Origin of the sequence: Pseudomonas sp. HY7a-MNA-CIBAN-0227 (genome assembly GCF_040310325.1) — a bacterium.
Classification (GTDB): domain Bacteria; phylum Pseudomonadota; class Gammaproteobacteria; order Pseudomonadales; family Pseudomonadaceae; genus Aquipseudomonas.
The window spans coordinates 1-14,087 of sequence record NZ_JBEOPT010000006.1 but is presented as its reverse complement, the minus strand read 5'-3'; the positions used below and the strand labels follow the sequence as shown (position 1 = coordinate 14,087).

General features: G+C 60.4%; 11 protein-coding genes. 4 read left to right on the top strand and 7 right to left on the bottom strand.

Annotated features, from left to right (window positions below; all coding sequences use genetic code 11):
* Positions 1-27 precede the first annotated feature (27 nt).
* On the bottom strand, positions 28-1,104 hold the full coding sequence (locus AAEZ06_RS11945) for a DUF2066 domain-containing protein (protein WP_350614420.1): 1,077 nt from the start codon (positions 1,102-1,104) through the stop codon (positions 28-30).
* Between the two features lie 356 nt (positions 1,105-1,460).
* Here AAEZ06_RS11945 and purM point away from each other — a divergent pair, with 356 nt between their 5' ends.
* The 4 genes from purM (at position 1,461) to AAEZ06_RS11925 (ending at position 4,352) form a co-directional block, all read left to right on the top strand.
* Entirely contained in the window at positions 1,461-2,519 is a 1,059-nt protein-coding gene (gene purM, locus AAEZ06_RS11940; RefSeq protein ID WP_149412129.1) for a phosphoribosylformylglycinamidine cyclo-ligase, read from the top strand.
* Entirely contained in the window at positions 2,519-3,169 is a 651-nt protein-coding gene (gene purN, locus AAEZ06_RS11935; RefSeq protein ID WP_149412130.1) for a phosphoribosylglycinamide formyltransferase, read from the top strand. Before purM ends, purN begins: the two co-directional genes overlap by 1 nt.
* Before the next feature lie 8 nt (positions 3,170-3,177).
* On the top strand, positions 3,178-3,891 hold the full coding sequence (locus AAEZ06_RS11930; RefSeq protein ID WP_133101792.1) for a DUF3108 domain-containing protein: 714 nt from the start codon (positions 3,178-3,180) through the stop codon (positions 3,889-3,891).
* 272 nt (positions 3,892-4,163) lie between these two features.
* Positions 4,164-4,352 carry a hypothetical protein gene (locus AAEZ06_RS11925; protein ID WP_149412131.1) on the top strand — a complete coding sequence of 63 codons (189 nt, stop codon included), beginning with the start codon at positions 4,164-4,166 and terminating at the stop codon, positions 4,350-4,352.
* Positions 4,353-4,511: 159 nt separating this feature from the next.
* On the opposite strand, the gene AAEZ06_RS11920 is transcribed toward AAEZ06_RS11925, so the two are convergent.
* The 6 genes from AAEZ06_RS11920 to AAEZ06_RS11895 all read right to left on the bottom strand — a co-directional run.
* Positions 4,512-5,057 carry a DUF2058 domain-containing protein gene (locus tag AAEZ06_RS11920; protein ID WP_149412132.1) on the bottom strand — a complete coding sequence of 182 codons (546 nt, stop codon included), beginning with the start codon at positions 5,055-5,057 and terminating at the stop codon, positions 4,512-4,514.
* Between the two features lie 25 nt (positions 5,058-5,082).
* Positions 5,083-5,916, bottom strand: coding sequence for a nucleoside triphosphate pyrophosphohydrolase (gene mazG, locus AAEZ06_RS11915; protein WP_149412133.1), 834 nt, complete (start codon positions 5,914-5,916; stop codon positions 5,083-5,085).
* A gap of 18 nt (positions 5,917-5,934) precedes the next feature.
* A complete protein-coding gene (gene relA, locus AAEZ06_RS11910) occupies positions 5,935-8,178 on the bottom strand; it encodes a GTP diphosphokinase (RefSeq protein WP_149412134.1) in 2,244 nt (747 codons plus the stop codon).
* 119 nt (positions 8,179-8,297) lie between these two features.
* Positions 8,298-9,650: a 23S rRNA (uracil(1939)-C(5))-methyltransferase RlmD gene (gene rlmD, locus AAEZ06_RS11905; RefSeq protein ID WP_149412135.1), complete on the bottom strand. Its 1,353-nt coding sequence runs from the start codon at positions 9,648-9,650 to the stop codon at positions 8,298-8,300.
* A complete protein-coding gene (gene cysM, locus AAEZ06_RS11900) occupies positions 9,650-10,552 on the bottom strand; it encodes a cysteine synthase CysM (protein WP_133101798.1) in 903 nt (300 codons plus the stop codon). Before cysM ends, rlmD begins: the two co-directional genes overlap by 1 nt.
* Positions 10,553-10,700: 148 nt before the next feature.
* Positions 10,701-14,087, bottom strand: a 3,387-nt coding sequence (locus tag AAEZ06_RS11895) for a beta strand repeat-containing protein (protein ID WP_350614414.1), incomplete at its 5' end; no start/stop codon positions are given.

Here is a 14,087-nt window from a genome sequence, read left to right as displayed (position 1 = left end):
TAGTTGCTTCTATATAAGGAAGAACAGTTACCAACGAAAACGCAGTTGCGGCGTCGGCTCGACCTGCGGCGCAAGCGCCGGTTGCGCACCTTCGGCCGTCGGCTGCTGGACGGGCGCAGGTGCAGGCACCTCACCGGCCGGCACCTCCTGCAACTTCGCCAGGCTCAACTGGGTGCGCAACTGGTCGGCGCTGCCATTGACCCGATAGACGATACGACTGCCATCGACCCGTTGCAGTTGCGCGCCAAACGGCTCCAGCAAGTGCCCCAAGGCAGCGTAGCGCTCCAGGGTCATGCCCTGCACTTCCAGCAGTTGCTCGCTGGTTGCCCCCGCCTTGACTGCAAAGCGCGGCGCCAGGCGCTCACTCACGGCCAACAGCACGGCGTCGGCCAGGGCCGCGCTATCTGCGCCTTGTACGGTGCCCTGCTCGGCTTTATCGCCCAGCCACAAACGCCATTTGGCTTGCCATTGCCCGCCCTCTTCACGGGCATGCACCGCCAACATGGCATCGGCACCATAACGCTCCGACGCCGAGCGCAGTGGAGCTGGGTCAGCGCTTTCAAGATTAGGTGCGGTGGCGACGATCTGCTCATCGAGATCGCCCAACGGCAGGCGCAACGGCAAACCGCGATGCTGGGCCGCGCGGCGCAATGGCTGCGCAGCGGCCTGGCCGTCACCAACCAGGCTGCTGCCTTCGGTGGAATCACTCAGCCACCAACCAAGGATCGACGGTCGATTGCTGCCCCACAGCGCCAGGCCTGCTTCGCGCAAGGCGCGATCGGTGCTGACCGGGTCGAAATCTACCTGCAGGCTTTCAGGCGGGCCGGCGTCGTAGCCGTACTGGCTGATGATTTGTTGCGGGTCCTTGCGGATTGCCGCCAGGCCGGGGCCTTTGGCTGCCTTGGCATCGCCGGTCAAGCGAATCACCAGGGTTTCCAAGGCGCGCTGGGTCGCCTGGGCGCGCTGGGTCGCCTGGGCGCGCTCATCCGGCGTCTGGCTGCTGACAGGTTCGAGCACTTGATAGAGGCCATTGAGGGTTTCGGCATGACTCGCCAGGCTGACCAATGACAAACAGCCTACAAAAAAGAATTTACACAAACGCATGGAAGATTCCCGAACGACAAAAAAGCGGCTGGAACAGACCGCGTGAGCACTGTTAAGCAAGGCTGTGACCACAGCGACCAGCAAAACATTCACAAGGTCCTGGTAAGTTTTTGTACTGTCATAACGATAGTCGGTTAAAGGCTATACCTTATATACGGTCAGAAGCCGCGTCGATTAGCGTTTTTTTAACCCCATATGCCCCTGCCCGTCGGCCCGAGGATGGCCGCTGCCCCTCAAGCCTGATAAAATCGCGCGCCTTCGCAGACCGTCCATGGCAAGGCATTCTGAAACCATCCGTTTCAGCATTCCCGCCGCATTCGGTCGTTACCCCTGAATCCCCCCTAAAGGCCTGGATCATGAGCAAGCAACCCTCCCTGAGCTACAAGGACGCCGGTGTAGACATCGACGCCGGTGAAGCATTGGTCGAACGCATCAAGAGCGTCGCCAAGCGCACTGCGCGCCCTGAAGTCATGGGTGGCCTGGGCGGTTTTGGCGCCCTCTGCGAAATCCCGGCCGGTTACAAGCAGCCTGTTCTGGTCTCCGGCACCGATGGCGTCGGCACCAAGCTGCGCCTGGCGCTGAACCTGAACAAGCACGACACCATCGGCATCGACCTGGTGGCCATGTGCGTCAACGACCTGATCGTCTGCGGTGCCGAACCGTTGTTCTTCCTCGACTACTACGCCACCGGCAAGCTCAATGTCGAGACCGCGACCCAGGTCGTGACCGGCATCGGCGCGGGCTGTGAACTGTCCGGTTGCTCCCTGGTAGGCGGTGAAACCGCTGAAATGCCGGGCATGTACGAAGGCGAAGACTATGACCTGGCTGGCTTCTGCGTCGGCGTCGTGGAAAAAGCCGAGATCATCGACGGCTCCAAGGTTGCCGCCGGTGACGCCCTGCTGGCCCTGCCATCGTCCGGCCCGCACTCCAACGGTTACTCGCTGATCCGCAAGATCATCGAAGTGTCCGGTGCCGACATCGAAAACATCCAGCTCGACGGCAAACCATTGACCGACCTGCTGATGGCCCCGACCCGCATCTACGTCAAGCCGTTGCTCAAGCTGATCAAGGATACTGGCGCCGTCAAGGCCATGGCCCACATCACCGGTGGCGGCCTGCTGGACAACATCCCGCGCGTACTGCCTAAAGGCACCCAGGCCATTGTCGACGTGGCCAGCTGGCAGCGTCCGGCAGTATTCGACTGGCTGCAAGAGAAAGGCAACGTCAACGAAACCGAAATGCACCGCGTGCTGAACTGCGGCGTCGGCATGGTCATCTGCGTAGCTCAAGAGCACGTTGAAACCGCGCTGAATGTCCTGCGCGAAGCCGGCGAGCAGCCATGGGTCATCGGCCAGATCGCCACGGCTGCCGAAGGCGCAGCCCAGGTGGAACTGAAGAACCTCAAGGCGCACTGATGTCAGCAACCTGTAACGTCGTGGTGCTGCTCTCCGGCACCGGCAGTAACTTGCAGGCTCTGATCGATAGCACGCGCACGGGCGACAGCCCGGCGCGCATCGCTGCGGTGATTTCCAACCGCAGCGACGCATACGGCCTGCAACGTGCCAGGGACGCAGGGATCGACACCCGCGCCCTGGACCACAAGGCTTTCGAGGGCCGCGAGGCCTTCGATGCGGCCCTGATCGAACTGATCGACGCCTTCAATCCCAAGCTTGTGGTATTGGCCGGCTTCATGCGCATTCTCAGCGCTGATTTCGTGCGGCACTACCAGGGGCGCCTGCTCAATATCCACCCTTCGCTGCTGCCCAAGTACAAAGGCCTGCATACCCACCAACGCGCCCTCGAAGCCGGCGATACGGAGCATGGTTGCAGCGTGCACTTCGTCACCGAGGAACTCGATGGCGGGCCTCTGGTCGTACAGGCAGTGGTTCCGGTAGAGTCTGCGGACTCTGCGCAGTCGCTTGCGCAACGGGTTCACACCCAGGAACACAAGATTTACCCGCTGGCTGTTCGCTGGTTCGCTGAGGGGCGGTTGATTCTTGGTGAACCGGGTGCATTATTGGACGGTCAGTTACTTGCGGCCAGCGGCCACTTGATTCGAACCTAGGAGATTTTATGCGTCGCGCCCTGCTCTTTGCTTTTGCGCTGCTCACCCTGCCTTTGGCGCAGGCGGCAGACCTTCAGCCGTTCTCCGCCAGCTACACCGCCGACTGGAAGCAGTTACCCATGAGCGGCACCGCTTCGCGAAGCCTGGAGAAAACCGCCAACGGCGCCTGGAAGCTGAGCTTCAAGGCCTCGATGATGATCGCCAGCCTGACCGAAGAAAGCACCTTGACCCTGGACAAGGACACCTTGCTGCCACAGTCCTACCACTTCGAACGTGGTGGCCTGGGCAAAGCCAAGAAGGCCGACCTGGATTTCGACTGGACCACCAAGATGGTCACCGGCACTGACCGCGGCGACGCGGTGAAGATCCCGCTGAACCGTGGCATGGTCGACAAATCCACTTACCAGTTGGCCCTGCAACATGACGTCGCCGCTGGCAAGAAGACCATGAGTTACCAGGTGGTCGACGACGGCGAAGTCGAGACCTATGACTTCCGTGTACTGGGTGAAGAGAAAGTCGAGACCAAGGCCGGCCAGATCGATGCCATCAAGGTCGAACGCGTGCGTGACCCGACTCAAAGCAAACGCACCACCGTGATGTGGTTTGCCAAGAGCTGGGACTACCTGCTGGTTCGCCTGCAACAGGTTGAAACCGACGGCAAGGAATACAACATCATGTTGTTGGAAGGTACGGTCAACGGCAAGGCTGTGAAAGGCAGCTGATCCACGATCGATTAAAAGAGCCTCGCGAAATGCGGGGCTTTTTTTCGCCTGCAGGATATCGGTAGCTCGGCGACCTGACTGCAACATGAAGCTTTTGTCATAAAACTCAGCCGCCTGCGACGTAATATCGCGGTTTTCGGGGCCTGGGCGACTGTTCCTATTTCTGTAAAGGTTTGTTGCAAATCCTGGTTATTTACTTAGCAAGCTAACAAAACATATAACAAAGGCCTGCGACGACTTGCCGCAGACCAACCAGAGATTGGAGCAAGCAGATGACTGTAAAAGTAACTGAGCGCGACGATGCACATATGTCCCACGAAGGTGTAGCCAACGGCATACGTATCTGGGATGTCCATCAGCAAGACTTGCTGGTGGGAATGTTTCACTCTGAAACCGACGCCCATAATTATAAAAGCGAGCTCGAAACTCTGGAAATGAGACGCCAGGCGCAAAGCGCCTGAAACTCTGAAATCCGGCGGGGACCCCGGCCCACGCAGCCGCGATATCCGCAAACACAAACCCCGCCATTAAGCGGGGTTTGTTGTTTTCGGGCCTTATTGGGGCCGCTGCGCAGCCCAACGGGGGCAAGCCCCCTCGCCACACGTGTTGTTTTTACAGCCTTACCACATCAGATCATCAGGGATCTGGTAGGCGGCGTATGGATCATCCTCATCCGGCACCTGGGTCTCGGTGAGGATGTTGAGCTGAACGATACGCTCCGCAGCCCGCTCCTGGATCTTCAGCGCCGCCTCGCGAGGGATCACTTCGTAACCGCCGCCATGATGGACAATTGCCAGTGAGCCGTTGCTCAGCTTGTTGCGCATCAAGGTGTTGACCGAAAGGCGCTTGACCTTCTTGTCATCGACGAAGTTGTAGTAGTCCTCGGTGGTCAGCTTGGGTAAGCGCGAGGTTTCGATCAACTGCTTGACCTGGGCCGTACGGGCCTTGGCCTCGACCTTTTCCTGCTGCTGGCGGTTGAGCTCCTGGTCGCGCTTGACCTTCTCGGCCTGTGCTTCCTGGGCCAGACGCACTTGAGTGTCGTCCGCCTCGGCCTGGCCTTTATGAACCAGACGTTGCTGCTTCTGCTTGTCTTTGCCGACCTGCTTGGCCTGCTTTTGGTTGACCAGCCCTGCTTTGAGCAACTGGTCGCGAAGGGAAATGCTCATGGTGCTTACTCACTTAGGCAACTGCTCAACCGCAGCTGGACACGTTCTTTTCCTGGCGTTTGGCTTCGCCCCATAGGGCGTCCAACTCTTCGAGGGTGCAATCTTCCATGGGACGACGGGTGTCGCGCAATGCCTGTTCGATAAATCGCAAGCGCCTTTCGAATTTGGCGTTGGCAAGCCGCAGGGCGGTTTCCGGGTCGACCTTGAGGTGCCGCGCCAGGTTGACCACCGTGAACAGCAGGTCACCAACCTCGTCGCTAATGGCCGCCGAGTCGTTATCGGCCATGGCTTCCAGCACTTCATTCAGCTCTTCGCGGACCTTATCCACCACCGGCAAAGCCTCAGGCCAGTCGAAACCGACCTGCCCGGCGCGCTTCTGCAATTTGGCCGCGCGGGACAACGCTGGCAAGGTTATTGGCACGTCGTCGAGCAGGGATAACAGCTGCGGGGCGTCAGATTTTTCTGCGCGCTCCTCGGCCTTGATCTCTTCCCAGCGCTGCTTGACCTGCTCTTCGCTCAGTTGCGGGATATCCAGCGGCGCATACAGATCACCCGTCGGGAACACGTGCGGGTGACGGCGGATCAGCTTGCGGGTGATGCTGTCGATCACCCCGGCAAATTCGAAGCGCCCTTCTTCTCGCGCCAACTGGCTGTAATACACCACCTGGAACAACAGATCGCCCAGCTCGCCTTGCAAGTGATCAAAGTCGCCGCGCTCAATGGCGTCAGCGACTTCGTAGGCTTCTTCAAGGGTATGAGGGACGATGGTGGCGTAAGTTTGCTTGATGTCCCACGGGCAACCGTACTGCGGGTCGCGCAGACGGCTCATCAGGTGCAGCAGGTCTTCAAGTGAATACATCGATCAATCTCTGTCCGCTCATGGCGTCCGGTTGCGCCGGGTCTCAATGATGTTCGGCAACTGGGAGATTCGCCCCAGCAACCGCCCCAACGCGTCCATCCCCGGAATCTCGATAGTGAGGGACATCAACGCCGTGTTGTCCTCCTTGTTCGAGCGCGTGTTGACCGCCAGCACGTTGATCCGCTCATTGAGCAGCACTTGCGACACGTCCCTCAGCAGGCCGGAGCGGTCGTAGGCGCGGATGATGATATCCACCGGGTAAGTCAATACCGGCACCGGGCCCCAACTGACCTGAATGATCCGTTCTGGCTCGCGCCCGCCCAGCTGCAATACCGAGGCGCAGTCCTGACGGTGAATGCTCACCCCGCGGCCCTGGGTGATGTAGCCGACGATGGCATCGCCCGGCAACGGCTGGCAGCAGCCGGCCATTTGCGTCAGCAAGTTGCCGACGCCCTGGATCTGAATGTCGCCGCGCTTGCCTGGCTTGTAGCCGGTGGCCTTGCGCGGGATCAGTTCCAGCTGTTCGTTGCCACGCTCCGGCTCCACCAGTTGCTGGGCCAGGTTGACCAGTTGCGCCAAGCGCAAATCGCCGGCGCCGAGGGCGGCGAACATGTCTTCGGCGAGCTTCATGTTGGCCTTTTCGGCCAGCTTGTCGAAGTCCACCTGGGGTAGGCCCAGGCGCCCGAGTTCCCGCTCCAGCAAGGTCTTGCCGGCGGCGACGTTCTGGTCGCGCGCCTGCAACTTGAACCAGTGGACAATCTTCGCCCGCGCCCTGGACGTGGTGATGTAGCCCAGGTTCGGGTTCAGCCAGTCGCGGCTCGGCGTGCCGTGCTTGCTGGTGATGATCTCGACCTGTTCACCGGTCTGCAGGCTGTAGTTGAGCGGCACGATGCGTCCGTTGATCTTCGCGCCACGGCAGTTGTGGCCGATCTCGGTGTGCACGCGGTAGGCGAAGTCCAAGGGTGTGGAGCCCTTGGGCAGGTCGATGGCGTGGCCGTCGGGAGTGAAGATGTAGACCCGGTCGGGCTCAATATCCACCCGCAACTGTTCGACCAGGCCGCCGATGTCCCCCAGCTCTTCGTGCCATTCCAGCACTTGGCGCAGCCAGGAAATTTTCTCTTCGTACTGGTTGGACCCCGCCTTGACGTCGGTGCCCTTGTAGCGCCAGTGGGCACACACACCCAGCTCTGCCTCTTCGTGCATGGCGTGGGTGCGGATCTGCACTTCCAACACCTTGCCCTCGGGGCCGATTACCGCCGTATGTAACGAGCGGTAGCCGTTTTCCTTGGGGTTGGCGATGTAGTCGTCGAATTCCTTGGGGATGTGTCGCCACAGGGTGTGGACGATCCCCAGCGCGGTGTAGCAATCGCGCATTTCAGGCACCAGCACCCGCACGGCACGCACGTCGTAGATCTGGCTGAACTCCAGACCCTTGCGCTGCATTTTGCGCCAGATGGAATAGATGTGTTTGGCCCGACCGCTGATGTCAGCGTCGACCCCAGTGGCCTGCAATTCCGTGCGCAACTGGCCCATCACATCGGAGATGAAGCGCTCACGGTCGAGCCGCCGCTCATGGAGCAGCGTGGCAATCTGTTTGTATTGATCGGGTTCCAGGTAGCGGAAGGACAAGTCCTCCAGCTCCCATTTGATATGGCCGATGCCCAGGCGGTGAGCCAGGGGCGCGTAGATGTCGAAAACTTCCCGGGCGACGCGGTTGCGTTTTTCGTCATCGGCGGTTTTCACCGCCCGAATCGCGCAGGTGCGTTCGGCCAGCTTGATCAGGGCGACACGCACGTCGTCGACCATCGCCACCAGCATCTTGCGCAGGTTTTCCACCTGGCCCTGGGTGCCCAGCACCATGGACTGGCGCGGGCTCAGGCTGGCGCTGATGGCGGCCATGCGTAGCACACCGTCGATCAGCTTGGCCACGACGGCGCCGAAACGCTGGCTGACCAGCGGCAACTGAATATGCCCTTCGCGTACGCCGCGATAGAGCACCGCAGCGATCAGCGAGTCTTGATCGAGTTTGAGATCGGCGAGAATCTCGGCGATTTCAAGCCCGGTACGAAAACTTGACGTGCCTTCAGACCACAAATTCTTGGCTGCATTGTCTTGCTGTTCAGACTCACGAGCGAACTCGCAGGCTGCTTTCAAGGCTTCACGGTCCAGTGCCGGGTCGACACTGACGGCATGATCCAGCCATGCCTCGAGATTGATACTGCCGTCGGTGTTGATCGGCTGGTGTGCTCTCACCTGTACCATCTTGCTTACCTTCCCTACGACGCGCCTTCAGCGCGTCAAAATCGCTGACCTTTGTAACGCATGCTCCCAGGCAGGTCACGACCCTGGAGAACGCAGGCCAGTCGGACTAAGCGAGCATCCTAGCTCGCTTCAAATAACGCCATCGCCTCGACATGTGCCGTCTGCGGAAACATATCGAGGATCCCGGCACGTTTTAGCCGGTAGCCTTGCTTGACCAACTCGACCGTGTCCCGCGCCAGCGTGGCTGGATTGCAGGACACATACACCAGGCGATCGGCCCCAAGAGCGGCGAGCTTGCGCACAATCTCTAGGGCACCATCACGGGGTGGGTCCAAGAGTACCGCAGAAAAGCCTGCATTGGCCCATTCTGCGTTAGCCAAGGGCTGGGACAAATCGGCCTGAAAAAACCGCACATTATGCAAATTGTTGCTCACAGCATTGGCAGCAGCGCGCTCAACCATAGCCTGCACGCCCTCCACTGCCACCACTTCCCGTACCTCACGGGCCAGGGGCAAGGCGAAGTTGCCTAGGCCGCAAAACAGGTCCAGTACCCGTTCATCGGGTTTTGGCGCCAGCCAATCCAGGGCCTGGGCGACCATCGCCTCGTTAACTCCGGCGTTGACCTGGATAAAGTCCCCCGGCCGGTAAGCCAGTTCCAGATCCCACCGATCCAGGCGATAGCCTAGGGTTTGATCGGGCTCGAACGGTTGTGGTTCACCTTCGCCATGCAGCCACAGTTGCGCTTCATGGAACGTGCAAAATTCTTTAAGTACCACCAGGTCGGCGTCCGACAACGGCGCCATGTGCCGCAACAACACCGCGATGGACGAGCCACTGAAAAGCTCAACATGCCCAAGAGCTTGTGGCTTGCTCAAACGGCGAAGCATGTTCGGCAAGCGTTGCATGATCGGTTGCAAGGCCTGTACCAGCACCGGGCAATCGTCAATACCGACGATGTCCTGGCTGGCGGCGGCGCGAAAACCCACTTCAAGTTTTTTGGCCTTGACGTCCCAGCGCACAGCCACCCGCGCACGACGTCGGTAGGCGAATTCCGGCCCGCTCAAGGGGGCAGCCCACTCCTGAGGTTCGACACCGGCCACACGGGACAGTTGCTCGGCGAGCATGCGCTGTTTCAGGGCAAGCTGTTCGTTGTGGGGCAAATGTTGCAGGCTGCAACCGCCGCAACGGCCGGCGTGTACACAAGGGGCTGGCCGACGCAGTTCGCTGGCGGTGAATACCCGCTCGGTGCGGGCCTCGACCACTTTGCCGTGGGCACCCAAGACCCGCGCCTCGACTTCTTCGCCGGCCAGGGCACCGGTCACAAACCAGGTACGGCCTTCAAAGAACACAATGCCACGGCCGTCATTGGCCAGGCGCTCGATGGTCAGGCGTTGTTTTTTGCCCACTGGAATTTGTGGGGCCCGGCTGCCGCCCGTCGGTTGGAAGCGCAGGCCTCTCTCGTGCTTGGCCATCAGTTAGGCACGTCGAAAATGCCGGTCGACAGGTAACGGTCGCCTCGGTCACAGATGATGGCGACGATCACCGCGTTTTCAAGCTCCTGGGACAAGCGCAACATCCCAGCCACGGCACCGCCGGAGGACACGCCGCAGAAGATGCCTTCTTCACGGGCCAGACGACGGGTGGTGTCTTCGGCTTCGCGCTGGGCCATGTCGATGATGCGGTCAACGCGGTCAGCGTTGTAGATCTTCGGCAGGTACTCTTCGGGCCAGCGACGAATCCCCGGGATCGCCGCGCCCTCCATCGGTTGCAGGCCAACGATCTGGATCTCGGGATTCTGCTCCTTGAGGTAGCGCGAGGTGCCCATGATGGTACCGGTGGTGCCCATCGAGCTGACGAAGTGAGTGATGCTGCCCTGGGTCTGGCGCCAGATTTCCGGACCCGTGCTGGTGTAGTGCGCTTCAGGGTTATCACCGTTGGCGAACTGGTCCAGCACCTGGCCACGGCCTTCGGCCGCCATGCGCTCGGCAAGATCGCGCGCGCCTTCCATGCCTTCTTCCTGAGTCACCAGAATCAACTCGGCACCATAGGCAGTCATTGCCGCCTTGCGCTCGGCGCTGGAGTTGTCGGGCATGATCAGGATCATCTTGTAACCCTTGATCGCCGCGGCCATGGCCAAGGCAATCCCGGTGTTACCAGAGGTGGCTTCGATCAGGGTATCGCCGGGCGTGATCTGCCCACGCAACTCGGCGCGGGTAATCATCGACAACGCCGGACGGTCCTTGACCGAACCCGCCGGGTTATTACCCTCAAGCTTGAGCAACAGGGTATTGCTGGTGACGCCCGGCAGACGCTGCAAGCGGACCAGCGGGGTGTTGCCGACGCAATCGGCGATAGTTGGGTACTGCAAGGTCATGACGTATTCGCAATCCAGACTGCGGGGGCGCCCATCATACCGGCAAACGCTGGCAGGCCATATCACGCAAAGTGCGGTTGATATAGCTGCAAGCTATAAGCCACAAGCGGCAAGTTGGGATCTTGCAGCTTGAGGCTTGCAGCTGTCGCTAAACCGTATCCACCTTCAACGAATGATCATTCAACATCCCATTGATAATAGTTGCCGTATCCGCCCCGCCCGCAATCACCCCGCCCGCCCCCGGCGTCACACCGTAATGGGTCGCCAGGTTGACCCCGGCCAGGTCGATGGTCTGGCTGGGGGCCGCACCCGCCACAGCACTTATATCAAGGGTGGTCATGCCGCCCACGACCTTGAAGTGCAGGTAGTCATCCAGCGAAGCCGTCGTCGCGTTTTCCCCTTGCAACAATTGCGACAGATCCAGTTTGTCGATACCCAGCACGAAGTCCGTGATGACGTCATGCCCAGTGTTACCGATGGCGTACTGAAAGGTGTCGGCCCCAGTGCCGCCGGTCAGCGTGTTGTTGCCCGGCCCGCCAATCAGGATGTCATCGCCACCGCCACCGCTGAGGGTGTCGTTGCCCAGACCGCCAGAGAGCAAGTTGTTACTGCCGTTGCCGATCAGGGTGTCGTTGAAGTTGGAACCGATGAGGTTTTCCACCGCCATCAGGGTATCGGTCCCTGCGCCAAAAGTGTTTTGCGCCACCAGCAGACCGAGGTCGACGGTCACACCGCCTGTGGCGTGGGCATAGCTGGCAGTGTCAATGCCTGCCCCGCCGTCGAGCAGGTCATTGCCCACCCCGCTGAACAGCAGGTCGGTGCCATTGCCACCATGCAGTTGGTTATTGCCGGTGCCTGCGGTCAGCACATCATTACCGTCACCACCGTTGAGGATGTTGTTCCCCGGGCCGGCCATCAGAATATCGTCCCCGGCGGTACCGTTGAGGGTATTGCCGCTCTGATAACTGATGCTCACGGCGCCGCTGTCGCTGCCGCCGTGGCTGTCGTTGACCGTGTAGTTACCATGGAAGTCCGGCGAAAAGTCCTGGGCGCCGGCGTAGTTGAGTTTCATGGTCAACAGGTAGTTCTGCGAACCGTCGACGTTGCTGCCGCTGGTGTTGGTGATGTTGGTGATATGGATCTGATAGACGCCATCGGCCGCTGCGGTGATGGTGCCTCCGTCGGCGATGGGGATATAGCCACCGCCATTAAGGGAGTACTCCATGGTGATACGACCACCCGCCACATTGTGGTCCAGGTTGAGGGTTTCACCCTGCTTGAGGCTGACGGTAATCCGGTCTTCGTCATTGGCGTTGGCCGTGGTGACGTTGCCCAGATAGCCGCTGATCGCCAGCGTCGCGATGAGTGTCGCGGTATTACCGGCGAATGACGGCCGCACGTCAGGCAGAATCTGGTTGGCGGGAACATTGTTGTTGACGGCAAATGCCTTGCTGCCCATGCCGGTAAAGTCGGCACCCTTGAGCGCCCAACCGGTGGTGAAGCTGGTGGGCGTGGCCGTCAGCCGGTCATAGTTGGGGTCACTGTCGTTGAGCAACAGCAACTCGCCGGGCACCACAATCGTGCTGGAGAAGATGTTGGTGATGACATGGTCATCGCCGGCAACCGGCGTCGCATTCGGGTTGACCTTGACCACCAGGCTGGAGTTGACCAGGTCGCCGTCGTTGTCGCTCACCACCACGCCGAAGTTTTCAGTGATTGCCGTGTCCGTCAGCTTCGGCGGCGTGTAGCGGAACTCGCCACTGTCCATGTCCACCACCAACGTACCGCCCTGGCTGGTGGTGATGGTGATGCTGTTGCTCAGGGTGTCGAACGTGCCATGACCGCCTGGCAGGTTGGCGCTCATTGAGCCCTGATTGCCCAGGCCCGCGGGGTCGTAGGTGTAGGTGATGCCATCCACCATGAGGGATTTGATAAAGCCGCCGTCAGCGCCAAAGGTGCCGGCGGTCATCAGGCTGCCGGTGACCGGCGCACCTTGCACAGTGCCGGCCAATACCGCATCCAGGCCGGCAAGGTTAGTGACCACCACCGAGTTGGTATTGGTATGGGTGCTGCCGTCATAGGCCACCGGGTCCAGGTAGATGCCGTTGACACCAGCGCCCAGGCCAATGGCGTAGGACTTGATGCCGTTGGCGTCGAGGAAGGCTTTCCACAGCACCTCTTCGCTCGCGTTGATACCGTCGCCAAACTCCGGATTGACCTGATCGCCGGGGTTGTTCGGGTTGTTGGTATTGGACAGCGTGGGGTTGCCGTCGGAGAAGAAGTACGACAGGTTCTGCGCCCCTGTCAGCTTGCCTCCAGAGGTGAAGGCCGTTTGTGCAGTGCCCAGGGCTGAGTCGTAGTTGGTACCGCCCGTAGCGCTGATGCCTGCGACAATGCTCTTCGCGGTGGCCACATCCACCCACTGGCTGGTCAACTGCGTGGAACCGGTGCTGAAGGTGACGATCTGCACCTTCACATCGCCCATCTCGTCGTATTTGGTCAATAGCTCGTTGATCGCCGCCTTGGCCAGGCTCAAACGCGTGCCGCCCGCGCCCGATGCATCATTCATGCTGCCGGACACGTCGATGATCAGCAGCAGGTTGGAATCCACCTCGGTGGCCGTGACCGAGCGTTCGCTGGCCACCACCTTGGGCACGTCATCGACGATGGTAACGTCCAGCGAGCCGGTAGCGGTGTTGGTATCAGAGTCGGCGGCGGTGACGACAAAGGATTCGCTGATGCTGTTAGCGCCAGCGCCAGTCGGATGGCTGTCGGTGCCGTTGAGGGTGTAGCTGTAGCTGATCACGCCCGTGGTCGCGTTGTAGTCGGTGATGGTCAGGGTATTGCCATAACCGGTCGGGATCGACTGTGGAAAACCAGCCGCTACCCCGCCGCTGACGACGCTGATGCCGCCCACGGTCAAGGTTTGCAAACCGTCCAGCGCGGTGACGGTGAAGGTGCCGCTTTGGGTCAGGGCAGGAGTGTCTGTAGCGCTGCCCAACGGCAGGTTTTTCTCGTAGACGGTGAGTTCGCCGCCGTTCACTTCCAGGCCGGTAAGCACAACCGGGTCATTGTTGTTATGCACTTGCAAGACGAGATTGGCAGTGCTGGTATCGCCGTCGGCGTCGGTCAGTGTGTAGGCGAAGGTTTCGGTGCCGTTACCGCCGCCGTGCAGGGCGATGAAGTCGGTGTCTGCTGGGTTCAGCGTGTAGGTGTACGTACCGTTGGCGGCCAGTACCAGCGTGCCGTAAGTCCCGGCAAAAGTACCCGCTGTGATAGGCCCGGTGGCCACACGATCAGCGCCTTGCACATCGTTGCTGAGCACGGTGCCGCTGAGGGTTTGCAAGCTTTCGGATGCGGCATTGAGATTACTGTCATCAACTGCCTTGGGCACGTCATCGACGATGGTAACGTCCAGCGAGCCGGTAGCGGTGTTGGTATCAGAGTCGGCAGCGGTGACAACGAAGGATTCACTGATGCTGTTAGCGCCAGCGCCAGTCGGGTGGCTATCGGTACCGTTGAGGGTGTAGCTGTA